Source organism: Microtetraspora malaysiensis, from assembly GCF_050947145.1.
GTDB lineage: Bacteria > Actinomycetota > Actinomycetes > Streptosporangiales > Streptosporangiaceae > Microtetraspora_A > Microtetraspora_A malaysiensis.
In genome coordinates this window covers 2,681,743-2,703,167 of record NZ_CP191998.1, presented here as the reverse complement: position 1 = coordinate 2,703,167, position 21,425 = coordinate 2,681,743, and the positions used below count along the sequence as shown (strand labels likewise).

General features: G+C 71.4%; 20 protein-coding genes. 2 read left to right on the top strand and 18 right to left on the bottom strand.

Annotated features, from left to right (window positions below):
- Positions 1-21 precede the first annotated feature (21 nt).
- The gene (locus ACQP1V_RS13000; protein WP_433422403.1) at positions 22-1,443 is read right to left on the bottom strand and encodes a hypothetical protein; all 1,422 of its coding nucleotides are present in this window, start codon (positions 1,441-1,443) and stop codon (positions 22-24) included.
- Between the two features lie 400 nt (positions 1,444-1,843).
- On the opposite strand from ACQP1V_RS13000, the gene ACQP1V_RS12995 reads away from it, so the two are divergent.
- Positions 1,844-3,817 carry an ATP-dependent DNA helicase gene (locus ACQP1V_RS12995; protein ID WP_067142372.1) on the top strand — a complete coding sequence of 658 codons (1,974 nt, stop codon included), beginning with the start codon at positions 1,844-1,846 and terminating at the stop codon, positions 3,815-3,817.
- A 63-nt stretch (positions 3,818-3,880) separates the two neighbouring features.
- Here the strand turns inward: ACQP1V_RS12995 and ACQP1V_RS12990 are convergent, their stop codons facing one another.
- The 17 genes from ACQP1V_RS12990 to ACQP1V_RS12910 all read right to left on the bottom strand — a co-directional run bounded on the left by ACQP1V_RS12990 (position 3,881) and on the right by ACQP1V_RS12910 (position 20,389).
- Entirely contained in the window at positions 3,881-4,717 is an 837-nt protein-coding gene (locus ACQP1V_RS12990; RefSeq protein ID WP_433422400.1) for an MOSC domain-containing protein, read from the bottom strand.
- 237 nt (positions 4,718-4,954) lie between these two features.
- On the bottom strand, positions 4,955-5,752 hold the full coding sequence (locus ACQP1V_RS12985) for an SGNH/GDSL hydrolase family protein (RefSeq protein ID WP_433422398.1): 798 nt from the start codon (positions 5,750-5,752) through the stop codon (positions 4,955-4,957).
- 126 nt (positions 5,753-5,878) lie between these two features.
- The gene (gene aroQ, locus ACQP1V_RS12980) at positions 5,879-6,313 is read right to left on the bottom strand and encodes a type II 3-dehydroquinate dehydratase (protein ID WP_067142378.1); all 435 of its coding nucleotides are present in this window, start codon (positions 6,311-6,313) and stop codon (positions 5,879-5,881) included.
- Between the two features lie 85 nt (positions 6,314-6,398).
- Entirely contained in the window at positions 6,399-7,475 is a 1,077-nt protein-coding gene (gene aroB, locus ACQP1V_RS12975) for a 3-dehydroquinate synthase (protein ID WP_433422395.1), read from the bottom strand.
- Positions 7,476-7,521: 46 nt separating this feature from the next.
- Positions 7,522-8,040 carry a shikimate kinase gene (locus ACQP1V_RS12970; protein WP_067142384.1) on the bottom strand — a complete coding sequence of 173 codons (519 nt, stop codon included), beginning with the start codon at positions 8,038-8,040 and terminating at the stop codon, positions 7,522-7,524.
- An 88-nt stretch (positions 8,041-8,128) separates the two neighbouring features.
- On the bottom strand, positions 8,129-9,307 hold the full coding sequence (gene aroC / locus ACQP1V_RS12965) for a chorismate synthase (protein ID WP_067142386.1): 1,179 nt from the start codon (positions 9,305-9,307) through the stop codon (positions 8,129-8,131).
- A gap of 107 nt (positions 9,308-9,414) precedes the next feature.
- Positions 9,415-10,113 carry a prepilin peptidase gene (locus ACQP1V_RS12960; RefSeq protein WP_433422391.1) on the bottom strand — a complete coding sequence of 233 codons (699 nt, stop codon included), beginning with the start codon at positions 10,111-10,113 and terminating at the stop codon, positions 9,415-9,417.
- A 59-nt stretch (positions 10,114-10,172) separates the two neighbouring features.
- Positions 10,173-10,739, bottom strand: coding sequence for an SseB family protein (locus ACQP1V_RS12955; protein ID WP_067142392.1), 567 nt, complete (start codon positions 10,737-10,739; stop codon positions 10,173-10,175).
- 66 nt (positions 10,740-10,805) lie between these two features.
- Positions 10,806-11,912 (bottom strand): ring-opening amidohydrolase, encoded by a 1,107-nt coding sequence (locus ACQP1V_RS12950; RefSeq protein ID WP_387415310.1) that lies wholly within the window; start codon positions 11,910-11,912, stop codon positions 10,806-10,808.
- Positions 11,913-12,206: 294 nt separating this feature from the next.
- Complete coding sequence (locus ACQP1V_RS12945; RefSeq protein WP_433422387.1) at positions 12,207-13,145, bottom strand: carbamate kinase; 939 nt, start codon at positions 13,143-13,145, stop codon at positions 12,207-12,209.
- A 508-nt stretch (positions 13,146-13,653) separates the two neighbouring features.
- Entirely contained in the window at positions 13,654-14,754 is a 1,101-nt protein-coding gene (locus tag ACQP1V_RS12940; RefSeq protein ID WP_433422385.1) for a DUF222 domain-containing protein, read from the bottom strand.
- A gap of 194 nt (positions 14,755-14,948) precedes the next feature.
- Positions 14,949-15,182: a hypothetical protein gene (locus tag ACQP1V_RS12935; protein WP_433422382.1), complete on the bottom strand. Its 234-nt coding sequence runs from the start codon at positions 15,180-15,182 to the stop codon at positions 14,949-14,951.
- A gap of 1,437 nt (positions 15,183-16,619) precedes the next feature.
- The gene (locus ACQP1V_RS12930) at positions 16,620-16,829 is read right to left on the bottom strand and encodes a DivIVA domain-containing protein (protein ID WP_433422379.1); all 210 of its coding nucleotides are present in this window, start codon (positions 16,827-16,829) and stop codon (positions 16,620-16,622) included.
- A gap of 419 nt (positions 16,830-17,248) precedes the next feature.
- Positions 17,249-18,388 (bottom strand): hypothetical protein, encoded by a 1,140-nt coding sequence (locus tag ACQP1V_RS12925; protein ID WP_433422377.1) that lies wholly within the window; start codon positions 18,386-18,388, stop codon positions 17,249-17,251.
- Between the two features lie 208 nt (positions 18,389-18,596).
- Positions 18,597-18,971, bottom strand: a complete 375-nt coding sequence (locus ACQP1V_RS12920; RefSeq protein ID WP_433422376.1) for a hypothetical protein — start codon at positions 18,969-18,971, stop codon at positions 18,597-18,599.
- 330 nt (positions 18,972-19,301) lie between these two features.
- Positions 19,302-19,838: a carboxymuconolactone decarboxylase family protein gene (locus tag ACQP1V_RS12915; RefSeq protein ID WP_067131482.1), complete on the bottom strand. Its 537-nt coding sequence runs from the start codon at positions 19,836-19,838 to the stop codon at positions 19,302-19,304.
- Positions 19,838-20,389 carry a peroxiredoxin gene (locus ACQP1V_RS12910; RefSeq protein ID WP_067131479.1) on the bottom strand — a complete coding sequence of 184 codons (552 nt, stop codon included), beginning with the start codon at positions 20,387-20,389 and terminating at the stop codon, positions 19,838-19,840. Before ACQP1V_RS12910 ends, ACQP1V_RS12915 begins: the two co-directional genes overlap by 1 nt.
- Positions 20,390-20,502: 113 nt before the next feature.
- Here ACQP1V_RS12910 and ACQP1V_RS12905 point away from each other — a divergent pair, with 113 nt between their 5' ends.
- Positions 20,503-21,420 (top strand): LysR substrate-binding domain-containing protein, encoded by a 918-nt coding sequence (locus ACQP1V_RS12905; protein ID WP_387414726.1) that lies wholly within the window; start codon positions 20,503-20,505, stop codon positions 21,418-21,420.
- Positions 21,421-21,425 lie beyond the last annotated feature (5 nt).

The window sequence follows — 21,425 nt, the reverse complement described above, 5'->3', positions numbered from 1 at the left end:
ACGGACGCCGGGCGGTCCCCGTCACCAGTCGCGCTCGTCCCGCGGCTCGGGGCGCGTCCGCTCGCCGGTGCTGTACATCGGGTCCTGGACGTAGGGCCGGGTCAGCGACGGGTCGGTCTGGCGCGACGCCGGGGTGCCCAGGCCGAGCGGGTCGTTCGGGTCCACACCGGTGGACGGTGCGGCCTGCGGCTGGCCCGGCTGGGGCTGCTGCTGGCCCTGCTGCGGCTGTCCCTGCTGCGGGTAGGGCTCGGGATCGAACCGGTAGGCCGGACGGCCCGGGACCGGCGAGGGGAACTGGTACACCGGCTCCCCCGGCTCGTACCCGCCGCCGGAGGGGTCCCCGGACCGGGGCTGCGGGTCGTACTGGCCCGGTCGCTCATACCTGCCGGTCTCGTTCTGGTCCCGGTCGTATTGGCCCGGCGGCTCATACCTGCCGGTCTCGTTCTGGTCCCGGTCGTACTGGCCCGGCGGCTCATACCTGCCGGTCTCGTAGTGGGCCGTGTCGTACTGGCCCGTGTCGTACTGGCCGTATCCCGGCGGGGTGGGGTCGTAGGGCAGGGAGTCGCCCACGATCAGGTTCTCTCTCGGAACGCTGTCGGTCGGTGCGGCCGCACGCCGGTCGCGGCCGGGATTGCCCCGCGCCACGAGCACGTCGTTCGGACCGACCGCGGCCGGAGCGGGCTCCTGCTGGTACGGCGGCTGCTTGCCGTAGTCCGGTTCCGGCTGGCCGTACTCGGGACGGCCGTAGTCGGGCTCGGGCTGGCCGTACTCGCCGCCCTGGCGGCCGTAGTCCGGCTCCGGCTGGCCGTATTCGGGACCGGGGCGCCCGTAGTCCGGCCCGGCCTGCGGGTATCCGCCGTCCTGCTGGCCGTAGCCGTTGTCGGGGTAGCCGCCCTCGGGCTGCTGCTGGTCGTAACCCGCGTCCGCGCGCCCGTACCCGCCGTCGGGGTGCCCGTAGCCCCCGTCGGCGTATCCGTAGCCGCCGTCCTGCTGGGCGTAACCGTCGTCCGCCTGGCCGTAGCCGCCGTCCGGCCCGGCCTGCGCGTACGCGGGGGCCTGGGGCTCCTGCTGGTACGGCGCCGCGCCCTGGTCGGCCGCGCCGTACCCCTCCTGCCCCTGCTGTGGCGGGTATCCCTGGTCAGGGAGCTGCGGCCGCTGGTACTGGCCGGTGCCGGGGTACTCGCCCGTGTTGACCTGCGGCAGCGGACCGGTTCCGGGCTCTTCGTCGTATTGGCCGCCGGCCTCGGTGAAGCCGTCGTCCAGGGTGTCGATGAGACGCCCGACGTCGGCCATGGGCATGCGGAAACTGGCGGTGCACATCTCGCCCCGCCAGAGGCTGAGAACCAGCGTTCCCTCATGCCAGGTGACCCTGAGCACGCGGTCCTGACCACGGGCGTCGAAGAACACCTCACCGAACGATGGCAGTGGGACAACTTCCGACATGGAGGACATAGTGCCTTTACCTGCCCTTATCCGTCCACTCGACCACGGGAATCCCTACAGTAACGCCTGTTCCGGGCCCGTTTCGGAGCCCTTGGCCCCGTACCGGGTAGATCGTTACTTGACCGTGTGGGGCTCGCCCGCAAGTGTGCCACGCGCCCCGCTCCGCCGAACCGGGAACGCCGGGATGTGGCGGCCCCGTCACAGAAGCCGGCACAGGAGCGATTACCGGAGCTGTCAGAAGTCCCCGGAGGAGACGCCGGGATGTGGCCGGGATGCGGCCGGGACGCGGCCGGGACGCGGCGAAACGGCCCTTCGGGACACGGACGTGGAGCCCCCGGAATCGGGCCGCCGGGCATGACGCGGAGCAACGAATGTCGGCGACAGCGGGTACCGTTCTCCCGTGCCATCCAGTGACTCCAAGATCGCGCTGCCCCCTGTCGACAAGCTGCTCACCGTGGCGGTGACCGGCCTCGGAGGCGCCGAGCGGCCTGGTCAGGTGACGATGGCATGCGCCGTACAGGAGGCGGTCGAGAGCGAGCGGCATCTGGCCGTCCAGGCGGGCACGGGCACCGGCAAGTCGCTCGCCTATCTCGTCCCCGCGATCAGGCACGCCATGGAGACCGGCGACGCGATCGTGGTCTCGACCGCCACGATCGCGCTGCAACGCCAGCTCGTCGATCGCGACCTCCCCCGGCTGGCGGAGACGCTGGAGCCGCACCTGCCGCACAAGCCCGACTTCGCGATCCTCAAGGGGCGGCGCAACTACCTCTGCCAGTACAAGGCGTCCGCCGGCATGCCGGACGACGAGGAGGACCAGCTCTTCGACCCGCGCGAGGTGAGCGCCACCGGGCGGATGGTCCAGCGGATCCAGGAGTGGGCGAACGAGACCGAGACCGGCGACCGGGACGAGCTGGTCCCCGGCGTCAGCGATCTCGCCTGGCGGCAGTTCTCCGTCAACGCCAAGGAGTGCCTGGGGGCGCAGCGGTGCCCGAGCGGCGCCGAGTGCTTCGCCGAGCTGGCCCGGCAGCGGGCGGGCGAGGCGGACGTCGTGGTCACCAACCACGCGCTGCTCGCGATCGACGCCATGGAGGACTTCGCCATCCTGCCCGAGCACGACGTGGTGGTGGTGGACGAGGCGCACGAGCTGGTCGACCGGGTGACCTCCGTGGTCACCGACGAGCTCTCCGAGAGCAGCGTCGGGCTCGCGGTCCGCCGGTCGGGCAGGCTGCTCGAGCAGGGCGTGGCCGACCGGCTCAAGGAGGCCGGCGAGGATCTCGGCGCGCTGCTCACGGCGGCCCCGCCGGGGCGGGTCGACGACCTCCCCCAGTCCCTCGGCCTCACCCTCGCGCTCGTGCGGGACGCGGCGTTCGGCTGCATCACCGCCCTCGGCCCGCGCAACAAGGACAAGGACGACCCGGAGAACGCGGGCGCGCGCAAGGCGGCGTTCACCGCGCTGGACGAGGTCCACGACACCGCGCAACGCATGCTCGACGCGTTCGGCGTCGAGTCCGAGGCCGACCGCGCCGAGGTTGTCTGGCTGGACGCCGGGCACGGCCGGGTGCCGCCGACGCTCCGGGTGGCCCCGCTGTCGGTCGGCGGGATGCTCCGCGACAAGTTGTTCGGCGACCGGACCGTGATCCTCACCAGCGCCACGCTGGCCCTCGGCGGCTCGTTCGACGGCATGGCCCGGCAGTGGGGCCTCAGCGACGACTGGACCGGCCTCGACGTCGGCTCGCCGTTCGACCACCCGCGCAGCGGCATCCTCTACGTCGCCAAGCATCTGCCGCAGCCGGGCCGCGACGGCCTGCCCGAGGCGTACCTCGACGAGATCACCGAGCTGATCGAGGCGGCGGGCGGGCGCACCCTGGGGTTGTTCTCCTCGATGCGGGCCGCCAAGGCCGCCACCGAGGCGCTGCGCGAGCGGCTGGACGTGCCGCTGCTCTGCCAGGGCGACGACTCCACGTCGCTGCTGGTGAAGCAGTTCTCGGCCGATCCGGCGACCTGCCTTTTCGGCACGCTGTCGCTGTGGCAGGGCGTGGACGTCCCCGGCCCCTCGCTCACCCTCGTGATCATCGACCGGATCCCGTTCCCGCGTCCCGACGATCCGCTCGCCTCGGCCCGGCAGCGCCACGTCGCCGCCAAGGGCGGGAACGGCTTCATGAGCGTCGCCGCCACGCACGCCGCGCTGCTCCTCGCCCAGGGCGCGGGGCGGCTGCTGCGGTCGATGACCGACCGGGGTGTGGTCGCGGTCCTCGATCCGCGGCTGGCCACCGCCCGCTACGCCGGCTTCCTGCTGGGCTCGCTGCCGCCGTTCTGGCGGACCAGCGACCCGGCGAAGGTGCGCGACGCGCTGCGCCGCCTCTCCGCCTCCTGAGCCCCGGCCGCCCTGCCGCGTCCGCCGGGCCGGTGCCTGTGAAGCGCGGGCGGCCCGCCCGGTTCAGGCGGACGAGGCGCGCGACAGGACGGTGACCGGGTCGCCGACGGCGATCTTCCCCGGCGCGCGCGGGACCAGGCGAACGCCGAACCAGGTCTTGCCGTCCCACCTGCGGTGCCGGGCCAGGGTGCGGATCGGCTCCTTCCCCTTCACCCAGGTGTCCGGGTCGATCGTGGTGACGGCACAGCGGTCACACCTCTCCGACACCCGGAAGTCGACCTCGCCGATGCGGACCTCGGCCCAGCCGTCCTCCTCGTACGGCCCGGCGCCCTCGACGACCACGTTGGGCCGGAAGCGGACCATGGACAGGGGTCCGGAGGGCTCCTCGCCGTGTTCCGCCGCCCCGGCGGCGATCCACTCGTCGAGCCGCCGGAGGGACGACGCCGACGTCAGCAGCAGGGGCGCGTCCCACGCGAAGCTGACCACCTCGCCGGGCAGCCCGCCGTGCGCGGGAGGGACGGCGCGGCGCCGGGGGTCGTCCAGCCACACGAGGCGGGCCGGCAGGCCGAGCAGGGTGGAGAACCAGGCGTGCGCCGCCGCGTCGGCGGCCACCGCGTGGTCCAGCCCCGTGAAGCCCACGGGGACGCGGGGGCCGGTCGCGGGCGGCACCACCAGCTCGGGCAGGCCGGGCGCGGCCAGGTGGAGACCGCCGTCCTGGAGGTTGCGCGCCGTGACGGAGAGCATGCGCGGGAACTCACCCAGCCAGAGGTTGTCACCGTCGTCGCCGATGACGGCCCATCGGCGATCTCCGTCGAGGCCCCACGGCTCGATGGTCGCCGCGTCCACCGGCACACCAGAAGCCGACTTAAGGGGATAAATGTGGATATCACGGAGCCGCATGATCACACGATAGAGCGCTCTCCCCGCGACCTCCAGCGCGAATCTCTCCGGCATGGGTCAGGCCGACCGGCGCCACGTCAACGGTGATCGTGCCCCGGCCCGGTGCGCGCGGCCCCGGCACGGGTCAGGCCGACCGGCACCTTGAGCAGGCCTTGAGCAGGCCTCGGCCTCGGCGAGCCGCTCCTCGTGGTGGCCGGTCGCGTAGTTCACCCGCTCCGAGCCGGCGGCCGCACGGCGTCACGAACCGGTGGAGTCCAGCGGCGCCAGATCAGGGCGCTTGGCGGCGAGACCGTCACCGGACGACCGTCCGGTGAGCCGCCGGCCGATCCACGGGACGAGGTGCTCGCGCACCCACTGGGCGTCCTCACGACGCTTCGCCCGCGGATCGACGTCCTCACGCGGCGGCCACGCCGTACGCCACGTGTCCTCGGACGGGACGCCGAGCACGTCGAGGACCTTCGCCGCGACCATCCGATGGCCGTGCTCGTTCATGTGCAGCCGGTCGTCGCTCCACGCCCGCCAGTCACGCAGCCCCTGCATCGACCACTGGTCCACCAGGTGGCAGCCGTACAGGTCAGCGATGGAGCGGACGTGCAGGTAGAACGTGGCGAACGTGCCCCGCGCCCGCCGCATGATGGGCGTGTCACGCGGGTCCACCCCTGTGAACAGCAGCACGTCCGCTCCGGTGCTCCGCAGATCGCGTACGGCCGCGGCGAGCTTCTTGGCCATCCGGTCGGGGTCGCTGCCCGGGCGGAGCAGGTCGTTGCCTCCGGCGCAGAAGCTGATGAGGTCGGGCTGCATCTCCATGGCGAGCGGGACCTGCTCCGCGATGATCTGGTCCAGGACCTTCCCCCGGATCGCCAGGTTGGCGTAGCGGAAGCCCGGCTGCAGCCGCCCGAGGTGCTCGGCCACACGGTCGGCCCAGCCGCGGAACCGCTCGGCCTGCCCGGGGTCCACGCCCGTCGCGTGGATCGGGGGATCGTTGAGCCCCTCGGTGAAGCTGTCCCCGACGGCCACGTACGACGTGTAGGCCACGCCAACCCCCTCTTGTCTGCCCTTCCTCGACGGCCCCTGCCGTCCGCGCCGCGAGACGCCGCGAATCAACCGAGCTTTCGTCTAGTTTTCCCCATGCCGGTCACGCGGGCGAAACGCGGGGGCGGCTCAGGACGGCAGTTCGGCGATCGCGTGCAGGGCGAGCACGTACGAGCGCATGCCGAAACCGGCGATCGTGCCGGTGGCGACGGCCGCGACGACCGAGGTGTGACGGAACTCCTCCCGCGCGTTCGGGTTGGAGATGTGCACCTCCACCAGCGGCGCGGTCCGCTGCGCGATGGCGTCGCGCAGCGCGTACGAGTAGTGCGTGAACGCGGCGGGGTTCAGCACGACCGGGATCTTGCTGTCCGCCGCCTCGTGGATCCACCCGATGAGCTCCGCCTCGTCGTCGGTCTGCCGGACCTCGACGGACAGCCCCAGCTCGCGGCCGGTCTCCCGGCAGAGCGCGGCCAGGTCCTCCAGGGTCTGCGCGCCGTACACGTCCGGCTCGCGACTTCCCAGGCGTCCCAGGTTGGGACCGTTCAGAACCAGCACGGGCCTCATCGGCGCACCGCCTTCACATGCGAGCCGGAGTCGGGGAAGCCGGGACGGCCGGCCCCGGAAAGACGGCCGGAAAGACGGACGGGACTCACCGGGCGACCTCGTGGTAGGCGGCCTCCAGCAGTTCCTCGGCCGGATCCTCCAGCCGGGACGGCTGGGCCAGCCCGTCCAGCACCACGAAGCGCAGCCGGGCGCCCCGGCTCTTCTTGTCCACCCGCATGTGGTCGCGCAGCGCGGGCCACGCCTCCCTCCGGTACGCCGTGGGAAGACCGACCGAGGTGAGGAGGGACCGGGTCCGCTCGACGATCTCGCCGCCGATCCGGCCGTCGAGCCGGGACAGCTCCGCGGCGTACACCAGGCCGATGGCGACGGCCTCGCCGTGCCGGATGCGGTAGTCCTCGACCCGCTCGATGGCGTGGGCCAGCGTGTGACCGTAGTTGAGGATCTCCCTGAGGCCGCTCTCACGCAGGTCGACCCCGACCACGTCGGCCTTGACCTGGACCTTGCGCTCGATCAGCTCGCGGGTGTGCCGGCCCTCGGGCGTGCACGCCCCGGCGGGGTCGTCCTCGATGAGGTCCAAGATCACCGGGTCGGCGATGAAACCACCCTTGATGATCTCGGCGAGCCCCGCGACGTAGTCCGCGCGCGGCACGGTGACCAGCGTGGCGAGGTCGCACAGGACGCCCCTCGGCGGGTGGAACGAGCCGACCAGGTTCTTGCCCTCGGGCGTGTTGATGCCGGTCTTGCCGCCGACGGCCGCGTCGACCATGGCCAGGAGCGTGGTGGGGACCTGCACGACCTGGATGCCGCGCAGCCAGGTGGCCGCGACGAAGCCGGCCAGGTCGGTGGTCGCTCCCCCGCCCACGCCGACGACCGCGTCGGACCTGGTCACGCCGTACCGGCCGAGCGCCGACCACAGCTCGGCGGCGACGTGGACGGACTTGGCCTGCTCGCCGTCGGGCACGGGCAGCGAGACGACCTCGAGCCCGGCCGCCTCCAGCGCGCCGCAGACCGGGCGGGAGATCTCGGGCAGGCTCGCCGGGTGAATCACCGCGACCGTGCGCACCGCGGCGCCGAGCAGCCCGGACAGCTCGCCCAGGATGCCGGTGCCCACGACGACGTCGTACGGGCTGTCGCCCCGGACGGTGATGCGGGTGGGGGTCATGAGGCCACCTCACCCGGGCGTGACTCGCTCAGGGTGCGGACGGCGCTCATCCGAGTTCCTTCTCGATCTCCGCGACGATGTCGGCGGGCTCACGCTCGTCCGTGGCCACGGTCACCCGGGCCAGCCGCTCGTAGATCGGGCGGCGCTCCTCCATCAGCCTCCTGAGCTGGCTGCGCGGGTTCAGCACGAGCAGCGGGCGGGCCGAGGCGAGACCGACCCGCTTGACCGCCTGGTCGAGCTTCACCTGCAGGTAGACGACCCGGTGCCCGGCCAGCGCCTCCTGGGTGGCCGGGTCGAGGATCGCGCCGCCGCCCAGCGACAGCACGCCGTCATGCTCCTCCAGCGCGGCCCGTACGGCCGCCGCCTCCAGCTCGCGGAACCGCTCCTCGCCGTCTTCGACGAACACGTCGCTCACCGACTTGCCCGCGACCGCCTCGACGTCGGCGTCCGTGTCGCGGAAGCCGACCCCGAGGTGCTCGGCCAGCAGAGTGCCGACCGTGCTCTTGCCTGATCCCGGCGGCCCGATGAGGACCGCGGCGGGCCGCCGCTCTTCTGCCGATTCCATGGTGACGAACCCTATCGAGCCTTCCCCGGCCCGTTCCGGCCGGACGTACGCAGATGTCGGGGAGCCGTCCCTCCGTCGTCGGGAGCGGCTACTTGATGATCAGAGAGGAGAGGTAGCCGGAGAGGTTCCGGGCGACCTCCTCCACCGAGTCGCCGCCGAACTTCTCCAGGGCCGCGTCGGCGAGCACCAGGGCGACCATCGCCTCGGCGACGATGGCGGCGGCGGGCACCGCGCACACGTCCGACCGCTCGTGATGCGCCTTGGCTGCCTCGCCGGTGCGCACGTCGACCGTGGCGAGCGCGCGCGGCACCGTGGAGATCGGCTTCATCGCGGCGCTGACCCGCAGCGGCTCGCCGTTGGTCATGCCGCCCTCGATGCCGCCGGCCCGGTTGGTGACCCGGCGCACGCCGTCCGGCGTGTTGACGATCTCGTCGTGGGCGCGGGAACCGGGACGGCGGGCCGTCTCGAACCCGTCGCCGACGGCGACGCCCTTGATCGCCTGGATGCCCATGAGCGCGCCGGCGAGCCGGGAGTCCAGCCGCCGGTCCCACTGGCCGTAACCGCCGATGCCCGGCGGCAGGCCGTACGCGACGACCTCGACGACGCCGCCCAGCGTGTCGCCGTCCTTGTGCGCCTTGTCGATCTCGGCGACCATGGCCGCGCTCGCGGCCGGGTCGAAGCAGCGCACCGGGTCCTCGTCGACGGCGGCGAGGTCCTTCGGCTCGGGGATCACGCCCTCGGGCGCGGCCGCGCCGCCGATGGAGACGACGTGGCTGACGATCTCGACGCCGAGCGCCTGCTTGAGGAAGTTCCGGGCGACCTGGCCGAGCGCGACGCGGGCGGCGGTCTCCCGCGCGCTGGCCCGGTCGAGCACCGGACGGGCGTCGTCGAAACCGTACTTCTGCATGCCGGCGAGGTCGGCGTGGCCCGGCCGGGGGCGCGACCTCGGCGCGTTGCGCGCCTGGCCCTCAAGCAGCGCGGGGTCCACCGGGTCGGCGGCCATCACGGTCTCCCACTTGGGCCACTCCGTGTTGCCGATCCGCACCGCGACCGGCGAGCCGAGCGTGCGGCCGTGCCGGACGCCGCCGACCACGGACACCACGTCCTGCTCGAACTTCATCCGCGCCCCGCGGCCGTAACCGAGACGGCGGCGGCGCAGCGCCTCGTCCAGCTCGGCCGTGGTCACCTCCACCCCGGCGGGCAGGCCTTCAAGGATCGCGACGAGTTCGGGGCCATGAGACTCCCCGGCGGTCAACCAGCGCAGCATGATGACAAGTCTTCCATGTGTCTCGCAGTGCGACGTCCCTCCCTCTCACCAGGCGAGACGGCGATTCCGTTCCGCGCCCCGCGCGGAACGGTGACCTGGGCGCGCGTCTACCCGACCGGAAGTACGACCGCGAGCAGCGCGGCACCAAGCATGAAGGGGCCGAACGGGAACTCGCTCGCCCGGGTCGCCCTCCGCGTGATCAGCAGCCCGGCCGCGTACAGGGCGCCCAGGACGTGCGCGCCGACCGCGGCGAGGATCACCGCGTTCATCCCGAACACGCCGGTCACCATGCCGACCAGCGCGGCGAGCTTCACGTCGCCCAGCCCCAGCGCCGCCGGCCGGACGAACCACAGCACGGCGTACGCCGCGGCGAGGGCGAGCCCCGACAGCAGTGCGGCGCCGAGGCGGCCGGTGGGCGCGAGCAGGACGGCCAGGACGGGAACCGACGGCAGGGTGATCGCGTCAGGGAGCCGCCGGGTCCGCCAGTCGATCAGGCCGAGCGTCACGCCGGCGACCGCCGCGTACAGCAGGGCCGCTGTCAGGGCGACCGGGACGATCGCCCCCGCGTCCAGAGGGTCGGCCAGGCTCGCGGCCCGCCAGGTCAGCAGCCCGAAGACGGCCGCCGTCACCCCCTCCACGACGTACGGCCGGCGGGGAAGAGGAGGGATGCGCGCCGCCCGGGCGACGGCGGCGCGCGCCTCGCGGCGGGGAGCACCGGAACCCTCGCCGAAGCCGTCGGCGAGAACCCGGGCGAACGCTCCGGCGGCCAGCCCGAGCAGGCAGGCGGCGAGGACGGCGAGGGGCACGCCGCGACCCTAACCCGCGCGGCGGTCTCCGCGCCGGGTCGAGGAAGAACGAGGAAGAACTACGAGGCGCGCCCGCGCCGGAACCAGCGGCGGCGCGGCGCCGCTTCGCCGATCTTGGTGACGGTGATGCCGGGCACCGCGTCGGCGAGACCGTCCAGGGCCGACGGGTCGCGCTTGACGTCCTCGATCGCGGCCAGAGCCTGCAGCATGCCACCCTCGATCACGAACGGGATCGGCCCGGCGACGTCGATCACCACGGCCGCCGTCCCCTCCTGCCGCGCGGCATGGCACACCTGCGGGCCGCCGGCCTGGATGGGCCGCGCGTCCGGACGCCACATCTTCAGCGCCTCAGTACTGGTGAACGCGAGGACCGCCTCCCGCCCGTCCTTGCCGACGAGCTTCGGCAGCGCCATCTCGCTTTCCTTCTCCTGCCTCAGCCCGTGGCCGCCGATCTCGGACTCGGTGAGCAGCGCCACCACGGGCACGAGAAGCCGGGCCTGGCTGATCGCCGGGAGCACGTCGGCGGCGGACGCCGTACCGGCCTGGAACGCGGAGAGCGCGGAGGCCACGGCGGCGTCGGCGCTGCCGTCGTCGTCGGGCACGAGCGGCTGCGGAATGGTCAGCACGATTCGCGAGCCTACCCGCCCCCATGCCCCCTCCTCACACCGGTCGGAGGGGGCACGGGTTCTCGATCAGGAAAGGTCGGCGATGGCGATGACGGGGCCGCCGCCGGAGGGCCCCTGGTGGACCGCCGCGACCGACACGAAGATCGCCGGGTCGCCGGTCACGGCCGCCGCGACGCCGCCGACCGTGGCCTTGATCTGGCGGTGCCAGTGCACGTCGGAGTCGTCCAGCATGATGTTGCGGCGGCCGCGCACCCGCCCGGAGGGGTCGGCCTCGCACTTCATGAAGACGTTGACCAGCCGTCCGCCGAGGTCGCTCGGGTGCGGCCGCTCCGGCAGCTCGATGCCCGAGTCGCGGATCGCCTCCCAGATGCCGTCGGCGTCCAGCGCGTCCCTCATCACGGAGTGGCCGGCGCGGTAACGCCCGCCGATGCCGCGCACGTTGCCCACGACGACGATCTGCGCCTGGTCGAGCTCGACGCCGGACGAGCACGAGGCCACCGACGAATACAGGGACAGGTCCTTGTGGATCTGCTCGGCCGTCGGCATCTCGATCTCCCCGAGCGCGACCGCGATGCCGAGCGCCGTCGTGGAGTTGGAGATGTCCATCGACTTGAGGGTGTCCTCGGTGGCGACCGTGTGGCCGCGTTCCTTGGCGTCGGTGATGGTCGCGAGCGTCAGCAGCGGCGTCTTAGTCTGCACGTAGTGGACGTCGGCCGGGTCGTCGATGCCCGCGATCTTCATCGCCTCACGGACTCCCCTGGCGACCTTCTCCACCATGGCCGGACGGCCGATGTCCTCGGGAAGAATCACCTCGCTCATCGCCACGCCGACGCTGAGCCGCGGCTCGTCGGTCGGTACGGCGGTCGCCGGGTCGACCGTCGCGAAGATCGTGGCGTGGGGGCTGAGCACGCCGTCGGTGCCGCCGGACCAGACGAGCGGCACCTGCCTGGCCTCCTCCTCGGTCCGCGTCCCCTTGCTGACCAGGACCTCGCGGAAGGCGCGGTCGGCGAGGATGCGGGTGTAGTCGTTCACACCGCCGTTGCCCTCGGTCTTGCCGATCACCGCGAGCACGCGGTCGGCCTCGATCACTCCGTCGTCGATCAGCTTCGCGAGCCCGGAGGCGTCGGTGACGCTCTCGATGGCGACCTTGCGTACCTCGATCGGATCCGGCATCTCCTGCACCTTTCGTTGTCTGGCTCGGACGTCTCGCTCTGTCTTCGGCGCTTCTGTCGTGGACTTCGTCGTCGGCGGCTTCGTCGTCGGCTCTGTCATCGGCAGTTCCGGGTCTGTTGTCGTCTTCGTCAGCTCTGTCGTCGGCTTCGTCGTCGGCTTCGTCGGCTCTGTTGTCGGCGGTTCCGGGTCTGTTGTCGGCGGCGGTTCCGGGTCGGGAACGGGGACCGCGTCCGGCGTCGTACCCAACTGTCACGGTCGTTGTCGTGGTCGGGCCGAGGCCGCCCGGGGCGTGGCTCACTTCTCGAGGATCGTCCCGATCGCTCCGGCGGGCTCCTCGAGGGCCGTGCCGATGTGCTCCAGCGAGGTGATCACGGCTCGCCGCCCGCCGCCCGCGACGAAGCGCAACGCGGCCTCCACCTTTGGCCCCATGCTGCCGCTCGCGAAGTGCCCGGCGGCCTGGAGCAGCCGCAACTCGCCGAGGCCGACCTTCCCGATCGGCCGGGCGGCGGGCGTGCCGTAACCGGCGACCGCGCCCGGGACGTCCGTCGCGATGACCAGCGCCGACGCCCGTACGGCTCTCGCCAGCGCGGCGGCGGCGAGGTCCTTGTCAATGACGGCCTCGACGCCCTCCAGGGTCCCGTCCGGCGCGCGGACGACCGGCACGCCGCCCCCTCCGGCCGTGACCACGATGTAACCCGCCTCCATCAGGGCGATCGCCGGCGCGGCGTCGAGGATCTCGATCGGCTCAGGCGAGGCGACGACCCTGCGCCAGCCGCGCTCGAGTCGCTTCCAGCTCTGCCCCAGCTTCTCGAAGCGGCGGGCGTCGTCTTCGGCGAAGTACTGCCCGATCGGCTTCACCGGATCGGCGAACGCCCGGTCGTCCCGGTCGACCAGGGTGCGGGTCACCACGGTGGCCACCCGGGCGGGCCGCGGCGCGAGCGCGCGCTCCAGCGCGTTCATGATGAGGACGCCGATCGTGCCCTGCGTCTGGGCCACGCACCAGTCCAGCGGCACCGGCGGCAGGACGTGCGCGGCGAGCTGGTTCTTGAGCAGGATGTTGCCGACCTGCGGGCCGTTCCCGTGCGTCAACATCACCTCGTGCCCGGCCCGGATGAGCGCGGCGACGTGCGTCATGGCCTGCTCAACCGCCTGGCGCTGGTCCTCCGGCGACGCGCTCCCCTCGGGAGACGTCATGGCGTTTCCGCCCAGTGCGATCAGTACGCGTTCGCCCACATCGCGAAACTATCCAGCTGGGGACCGGGCTTCATTGGCGACTATCGCCCATCGGCGACCCATCCTTCGGCAAGCCTTGCGCACACGAGCCTCGCCGCCATGTCAGAGGGCGACCCCGGGCCTCCGTGTTCGGGCCCCATACCTGGCTCACCGCACATGGGGGTCCTGCACGCGGACGCCCCGGCGTGTGGGGCCTTGTCGTGTGGGGCCCCGGCGCATGGGGCCCCGGCGTGTGGGGCCTTGGCGCGTGGGGCCCCGGCGCATGGGGCCCCGGCGCATGGGGCCCCGGCGTGTGGGGCCTTGGCGCGTGGAGTTCGGGCATGCTGCCGGGCCGGCTCGTGGGTGGGGCCTGATCACCGGGTGGTCGCCGCGATCAAGCTCGTCGATCACGGCTGGATGGCTTGCCGATCATGGATGAGGAATCGCGGCTCGCCGTTCGCGGGTCGCGGATCACCGACCGCGGATCACTGACCACGGATCGCGGGAATTGTTGTTCAGTGATGGTTGGTTACCGTCTGTCGGTCCAGCGTCGGGGGCGGAGCTTGGAATACCGGTAGAACCGCATCGACACGGTCCCGTCCCCTTGATCGATCACTTCTACCCGGTCGGGGTGGCGGGACTTCCATTTGTTGTCCGCCGCGCACAGCGGTGCGAGGTTGTTCAGGTTGGTGCGGCCGGTCGGGTACCAGGGTTCGATGTGGTCGATCTCGGCCAGGTAGGCGGGGATGTCGCATCCTTCGCGGCAGCAGGTCCGGTACGTGGCCAGGATCGTTTCCCGCTGGTCGGCCGAGGCCAGGCGGCGTGCCCGTCCGAAGTCCTTCACGATGCCGTCGGTGTCGCGGAGCACCCTGCGGAGTTCGGCGGTGTAGGCCATCCGGCGCGCATCCTCGGCCGGGATAGCCGTGCCGTCCTCCAGGTAGGCCGGTTCTTCCGATTGGCCGGTCAGGGTTTGCTCGGTGACGGACACGTGCATCACGGTGCGCCTGCCGCCCTGCGATAGGCGGATGGCGAGGGCGTCGGCCATGCGGCGGCCGTGGTTGCGCAGGTCGGTGCTGTCGGTTTTGGCCGCCAGCGGTTCCAGCCAGGTTTTCAGCTGCATCTTCAGTTCTGGGTCGAGCAGCCCGCGCAGGCGGCCCACCCCATCGGCGGTGTCGGAGATCGTCAGGTGCTGGCGTTCGGTCTTGGCCGCCGCCCGCGCCAGCTTCCCCTGCGGGTCGATGGTCTCGATGATGGTCTGGCCGGCGCGGGCCACGTCCTCGACCGTGGACGCCGACGCTTGTGCCAACTGGACCAGGATCGGTTCCGCCAGTTCGGTTTCGGCGTCGTCCAGGTGGCGGGTGGCGGACGCGATCGTCGCCGCATACCCGTAGGACAACCGGCCCGAGGCGAACAGACCAGCGGTGCGGGGCAGGCGCGGCAGTTGCCGGGAGAGTGTGACGCGTTCTCCGGCGCGGGCGGTGCGTGAACCGGTGGCTGCTGCCAGCCATGCTCCGATCGACCGCCGCCCGAACAGGTGGTGGCCTTTACCCGCTTCGGCTATCGGGAGGCGGGTAGCGATCGCGGCTTCGGCCAGATCGATCGCCCGCGCCAGGGCGACGATCTCCGCCATCACCACCTCAACCTCGGCACCGGCACCGGCACCAGTCTCGCCGCCAACACCGGCCCCAGCGCCAGTCTCGGTCTCAGCCCCAGCGCCGGCCACGGTCTCGCCCGGCACCTTTCCCGCAGCCGCGGCCAGCCGCTCGGCACGGGCGAGCAGGTCTATGACGTCGCGTCCGGCCAGGTTCAGATCGGGCCAGTCCGCTACCCGGCTATCACCACCAGCAGCATCCGGGCCCGCACCGTCCTGCCCATCACCGCCGATGCCCTGGCCGTCAGTGTCTCGGCGGTCGGTGGTAGCGCCCCGGCCGACAGCGTCCTGGCCATCCCGACCAGCGCCCCGGCGGCCACCACCAGCGGCCGGGCCAGCATCACCGATACCCCGGCCATCAGCGCCCCGGCCATCGGCGGCAGCATCACCACCCGCCCACCGGTCACCGCGCCGAGCGTCACTTCCTTGCCGAGTCCCAGCGGCCCCGGCCCCGCCGGTCCTTGCCCTGCTGGTCCCTGCCGCTCTGCTGCCGATCATCCCGACCGGCACGCAGGGGACGGTTCGCGGACGGCTCCTCCTGGGTGGGGCGGCGGCCTTGCCAGATCCCATCCCAGGCCGACAGGTCACCACGGTCGCACCCGGGCCGCGGTAGCTCGTCCCGACCGGAAAGAGCACCGCTTTCTCTCCCGGGACGCTCCGGCCCGCCCCCTCCGTCGGCCTTTTCCCTTGGCTCGGCTGTCCGCTCGCCAGGGCAGGCGGTCCCTGGAAAAGCGGAGGCGATCGGCGATCGCGCTGGACTTGAAGGCCGTCCGCCGCCGTCAGGCTTCTGGTCTCCTGCCGCCTCCGGGAGGCCGAGCAGCCGCCGAGCCCAGGAGTGCGTCGTCTCCGGATCACCGCATCGCCCACCTCGCCCGTCAGAGCGCACCGTGTCGCCCGGCTCACCGCTCCGCGCAACTCGCCCCTCGGCCCGCGCCGGGTCGTGCGGGGCGGGATCAGAGGCTCCTCCGCGGTCGCCGGAGCCGCTGGCGTGATCGAGGAGCCCGGCGCTGCGAGCGCGGTCGAGAAGCACCGCACCGTAGGAGTCACCGGAGAAACGATCCGATCCGATGAACGGCGTGTGCCGCCTGGGCCCACGCCGCCGTCGCGGGGACATCGCAGGCGCGTCAGACGGTCGGGATGGAGGAGCGTCCTCCGGTCGGCGCGACAGCAGCACGCCACCCGAAAGCATCATCTCTGCGCACCTCCCCTCCCGGTCTGACGGCCGACCCTCTGCGAGGATATCGTTCACGCGTTCGATAGACAACTCTAAGTAGTCACACTTGCACCATTTGTGACCGCTGTGTACGACATTCCGTTTGGTGGGTATTCGCGAGGGGCGCCGCCACACTGCCGGAACGGGGCCTGCGGCTGGGGGCGCGGCCACGGATCCGTGCATCTGCGGGTCACGGTGACGGACCCGTGCAACTGAGGGGCGCGACGATGGTCCGTGCGGGCGGCCGCGACCCGCTGCCCCCGCCCCGGGCTCACCGTCCGCCGAGAACCACGAGGGCCGAACGGATCGGCCATGACACGCAAGCAGGTGCGGGATCGTGAGCGGCACCTGCTGGTGGACACGATCGGCTTGTTCTTGCGGGTGGTGGTGTACTCGGCCTCGCCGTAGGGCCGGGCGGGCACGTCCGGGTTCTGCCCGGTATCCGCGGAGTGTTTCCGCGTGTCGGCCTGGTAGGGGTGGACGACGGCTATGCCAACGCCGTGGAGCGCCTACCGGGAAGTGGCCTGCCGCCCGGTTGACCGTTCACGGCAGGCGCCTCCTGGTCCAATGCGTCATGGCGGGGCGACCATCGCGAACGCGGCTGCGTGCATGACGGGCGAGACTTCGGCTGCTACCCTTCCGACCTCTCTTCGAAGGTCTTGACCACGTCAGCCAGGGCGGCATGCACCTGATGCCGGTCATAACCGCGGACGACCACATCGAAAGCTGCTTCACGTACCTCGTCACGGGTGATCGCGTTTGCGTCGACCCTTGCCCATATCGCGTCTACCTGTCGGCGGTCATAGCCGCGAAAGACCACGTCGAAGAGCTTTCTTCCCATTGGGCAATGGCCCCTTCCTGTCACATAAGCCCCGACAGGGGGCTATATCCCTGTTCGGCTGATATCCAGCGGTTTCGGCAGGCTCTACGAACATCGCGCATTCCGGCGGATCGTCCTCAATGACCGGCCTTGGCATCCGATTCCCTTGCCGACGTCACCGCGGGGATCGATCCGTGACTGTGATCCTCATCTGCGAGGGCTGCCCAGTCAACGGCCTCTTCGCGCCACAGCCGCCGACCTTCCGGGAAGAGTTCGCATCGAAGGACTCACCTTCCCTCAGCTTCCGGCTTGCAGGGGGTGGGCCGCCGACCGGGCGACGGTGCTCTGAAGCCATCTGAGGGCCGTCGTCGGCTACCGGCCGACTGCCTCACGCGGACCGGACAACGTCGGTACAGGCGCTCTCTCCGGCAGATCCGCGATCAGGTGGCGGAGACCAGCGTGCGCAAGGACTCGCGGTTGTGCGGCAGACCGGCGTCCCTGAACCACAGCAACGGGTTGGCGACGCCGCTCCAGCACTCGTCGTTGTCCACGATCGCGGAGAGGAACCGCCGCTGCGCCGTGGTCAGAGGCCGGCCCGGCGTGTGACGCTCCGTGAAGGCGCGCTTCAGCAACGGCCCCCAATCGGCGTCGACCGTGTAGGTGCTCGTCATCTGGGCCACCGCCAGAGCTTCGGGCAGGATCTCCTCGAAATCCCGCGTCCGACGCAGCAGCGCCTTGACCAGCCCGAACCGGAGCTTTCCATCCAGTTGCGGCAGGTGCTCGGTGAACCAGTCGTCCGCCGCGCCGGGATCGACCAGCGCCCGCCTGATCTCCGCCAGCGCGCGCGGATCCGGGTCCAGCGCGGGCGCCAGCGCGGCCGCGGCGCGTACGGACGGGTCCGGGTCGGCGAGGAACGCCTGCGGTGCGATGCCCCAGTTGCCCAGGGTCAGCGCGGCTGCCGCCCGATCCACGGCGGTCGCGGAGGTCGGGTGGTGCGCCAGGCGTTGCATCCACTGGGCCTGCTCGCCTCGGAACTCGGCGAGTTCGGGCGCAAGCATGAGCTGCCCCATGGCACCGACCGCCGCCCTGCGCACCGCATCGTCCGCGTCGTCGAGGAAGGGCAGGACGGCAGCGTAGAGGTCGCGCCGGATCGCCTGGCTTGCCGCGGCCGAGCGGGCTTCGTCGTCCTCGTCGCCTTCGCCCCCTTCGTCCTCGTCGTCCTCGTCGTCTTCCTCGTCATCCCAATCGGCGGCCGACTCGGCCACGGAGCCGAGCCACTCCAGCAGCGCGGCCCGCAGCGGCCGCTCGCGGTCGTCCCAGGGCAGGTCGCTCTCGCAGAGGATCAGCGTCCGCTCATCGCCAAGGACGCCGGCGACGAACAGTGCGGCCGGCGCGATGACCGGGTAGAGCGAGCCCTGGTGCAGCACGGCCGCGTCAAGATAGCCGAGAGTGGCGCCGCAGCTCTCTGGATCCCCGCTCAGCAGTGCCAGGAGGGCCTCCGGCGCGTCGGACGCCTCGCCGTACGCGTGGTGCAGGCCGGCCCAGTCCATGGTTTCGATTACGGAACGCGCGTCGATCATCTGGCGAGGGCACCCGCAGGGGTGACCGTGGCACGGGCCGGTTCTCGTCGCCAGGCCCTCGGCGCGATCTCGACCAGGCCGCGGTTCCAGTCGGCTCGGCCGTCAGACCTGACCTTCGGGCCCGTCGGCGCGCCAAAGGGGAACTCCAGGCAGGTGCCGCATCGCCGATGGCGCTGACAGCCCAGGCTCCACAGAGCGCCCTCGAGCCTCAGCCCACTGAGAGTGCCGCGAAGATGACCAGCGCCAGCATGAGCGCCAATATGCCCCCCACGATCGCCGTTAGAGCGATCGCGGCGCCCTTTCCGTTCCATGGCTGCGGGGCGGGCCCGAGGGCGCCTCGGGAGTAGGCCCACACGGGGGCCCGGTATTCGAGTTCGAGCGTCATCCCGGGCTGGAGCCAGATCATCAGGTCCGCCGGACCCATCTGTGGAGGAAGGAGGTACGGCAGGTGGAGGTGAAGGTGGTACTGACCGGGAGGAAGCGGGATGATGTTGCGGCCCCACCGGCCGAGCATCTGGTGGCCGTTGAGCATGATCTTTGGTGTGATCACGGCCATCATGAAGCCGAGCCAGTGCCGCTTCACATCGAGGACGAGATGCGCCGGTGCCCCGGGGGGAGCGGGTGGGGGCGGCTGACCCCATGGCGTGTGTGGTGCCGCGGGTGGGGGCGGCTGACTCCATGGCGTATGCGGTGCCGGGGGGTGCATGGCGCTCATGCTACTGCTGTCCCGATTTATCGTGATCTGTCCGCGCGCCTTGCCCCCGACAGCTTGCTCCCGGCATAAGGCGAAGCGGCCGATTGCCCCCGGCATTAAGCGAAGCAGCCGGTTACCCCGGCAGACGGCGAAGCGGCCGGGCGCTCTTCCGAGCTCCCGGCCGCTCCGTCCTCTGCCGCGTTCAGCGGCTTGACCGCCTCATCCCCCGACGGAGACGGCCTCGGCCTCGAGCGTCGTCGCGACCGCGTTGATCACCGCCGCGACCTTGACGGCCTCCTGGACCTGCTCACGTGACAGGCCGGCGTTGCGGACGACCTTCTCGTGCGACTCCAGGCAGGTGCCGCACCCGCCGATGGCGCTGACAGCCAGGCTCCACAGCTCGAAGTCGAGCTTCTCGACACCCGGGTTGCCGATGATCGTCATCCTCAGCTTCGCGGGCATCGTGGTGTACGTCTCGTCACCGATGAGGTGCGTCGTCCGGTAGTAGACGTTGTTCATCGCCATGATGCTCGCGGCGGCCTTCGCCGCGGTGAACGCCTCGGCCGACAGATAGTCGGCGGCCTCGGCGGACACCTCGGTGATGACCTTCGGCGACCGCGTCGCCACGGCGGTGGCGAGCAGCGTCCCCCAGAGCTGCTGCTCGCTCAGCGACGACGTGGTGACAAGGGAACCGAGGTTGAGCTTGATGTCCTTGGCGTACGCCGGCAGGGCATCCTTCAGGTTGCCGATCCCCATCAGCCGGCCAGCAGCGTCTTGGCGTCGAGCGTGGCCTCGCCCTTGTTCCAGTTGCAGGGGCAGAGCTCGTCGGACTGGAGCGCGTCGAGGACCCGCAGGACCTCCTTCACGTTCCGGCCCACGGAGCCGGCGGTGACCATCGAGAACTGGATCTCGTTGTTCGGGTCGACGATGAACGTCGCGCGCATGGCCACACCGTCGTCGCCGAGGACGCCGAGCCCGGAGGACAGCTCGCGCTTGATGTCGGACAGCATCGGGAAGGGGAGGTCGCGCAGGTCGGGGTGGTTCTTGCGCCACGCGTGGTGCACGAACTCGGAGTCGACGGACACGCCGAGGACCTGCGCGTCGCGGTCGGCGAACTCGTCGTTCAGACGGCCGAACTCAGCGATCTCGGTGGGACAGACGAAGGTGAAGTCCTTGGGCCAGAAGAAGACGACCCGCCACTTGCCTTCGTAGGTCTTGTGGTGGATGGTCTCGAACGCGCTGTCAGCGTCCAGCGAGACGCAGGCGGTGAGCTCGTATTCGGGGAACTGGTCACCAACGGTGAGCATGTCAGACACCTTCCTGAGGACGACGTTGTCCTGCTCAGAGTGCCCCATCTACCATTGATATGAGAAATCGAGCAGTCGGACTAATCTGAGAGGTGATCCTTATCAGTGAGGCAGTGCCCACCATCGCTCAGCTGCGGGCCTTCCTCGCGGTGGCCAACCATCTCCACTTCCGGGAGGCGGCCGCGACCCTGCGCATGAGCCAGCCCGCGCTGTCGAGCGCGGTGTCCGCGCTGGAGGAGATCCTGGAGACCCGCCTGCTGGAGCGTACGACCCGGAAGGTCCTGCTGACGCCCGCGGGTGAGCGGGTGAGCGCGCACGCCGCCCGGATCCTCGCCGGTATCGACGAGCTGGTCAGCGACGTCGCGGAGACGCGCGAGCCGTACAGCGGCCCCGCCCATCTGGGGGTGATTCCCACCGTCGCCCCCTACCTGCTGCCGCTGCTGCTCCCCATGTTCGCCAAGGACTTCCCCCGTCTGAAGCTGACCGTGCACGAGGCCAAGACGGACACGATCCTCGAAGAGGTGCGGGAGGGCCGCCTCGACATGGTGCTGCTCGCCCTGCCCACCGACACCAACGGCCTGGTCGAGAAGCCGCTGTACGACGAGGACTTCCTGCTCGCCCTGCCGTACGACCACCCGCTCGCCGCGGGCACCGAGCCGCTCGGCCGCGACGTGCTCAAAGGGCTCGACATCGTGCTTCTCAACCAGGGCCACTGCCTCCGGGAGCAGGCCATCGACGTCTGCCGCGAGGTCGGCACGAAGGCCACGATGACCACCTACGCGGCGGGCCTTCCCACGCTGGTCCAGCTCGTGGCGGGCGGCCTCGGCGTGACCCTCCTCCCGGAACTCGCGGTGCCGGTCGAGACCGGCAAGCGGGTGCGCATCGCGCTGCGCCGGTTCGCGCGCCCTCCGGGCCGCCGCATCGGCCTCGCCTATCGCGCCACGTCCCCGCGCGCCAGTGAGTACGCCCGGATGGCCGACGCCGTACGGTCCGCGGTCCGCGCCAAGCGCCTCCCCGTCCGCCTCGTCTGACATCC

Excerpts from the sequence above, each read along its gene's own strand:
- ACQP1V_RS13000 (WP_433422403.1), bottom strand. The coding sequence starts at position 1,443 with ATGTCGGAAGTTGTCCCACTGCCATCGTTCGGTGAGGTGTTCTTCGAC.
- ACQP1V_RS12990 (WP_433422400.1), bottom strand. The coding sequence starts at position 4,717 with ATGCGGCTCCGTGATATCCACATTTATCCCCTTAAGTCGGCTTCTGGT.
- aroQ (WP_067142378.1), bottom strand. The coding sequence starts at position 6,313 with ATGAGGCCCGTGCTGGTTCTGAACGGTCCCAACCTGGGACGCCTGGGA.
- aroB (WP_433422395.1), bottom strand. The coding sequence starts at position 7,475 with ATGACCCCCACCCGCATCACCGTCCGGGGCGACAGCCCGTACGACGTC.
- ACQP1V_RS12970 (WP_067142384.1), bottom strand. The coding sequence starts at position 8,040 with ATGGAATCGGCAGAAGAGCGGCGGCCCGCCGCGGTCCTCATCGGGCCG.
- aroC (WP_067142386.1), bottom strand. The coding sequence starts at position 9,307 with ATGCTGCGCTGGTTGACCGCCGGGGAGTCTCATGGCCCCGAACTCGTC.
- ACQP1V_RS12950 (WP_387415310.1), bottom strand. The coding sequence starts at position 11,912 with ATGCCGGATCCGATCGAGGTACGCAAGGTCGCCATCGAGAGCGTCACC.
- ACQP1V_RS12940 (WP_433422385.1), bottom strand. The coding sequence starts at position 14,754 with ATGGCGGAGATCGTCGCCCTGGCGCGGGCGATCGATCTGGCCGAAGCC.
- ACQP1V_RS12930 (WP_433422379.1), bottom strand. The coding sequence starts at position 16,829 with ATGGGAAGAAAGCTCTTCGACGTGGTCTTTCGCGGCTATGACCGCCGA.
- ACQP1V_RS12925 (WP_433422377.1), bottom strand. The coding sequence starts at position 18,388 with ATGATCGACGCGCGTTCCGTAATCGAAACCATGGACTGGGCCGGCCTG.
- ACQP1V_RS12915 (WP_067131482.1), bottom strand. The coding sequence starts at position 19,838 with ATGGGGATCGGCAACCTGAAGGATGCCCTGCCGGCGTACGCCAAGGAC.
- ACQP1V_RS12910 (WP_067131479.1), bottom strand. The coding sequence starts at position 20,389 with ATGCTCACCGTTGGTGACCAGTTCCCCGAATACGAGCTCACCGCCTGC.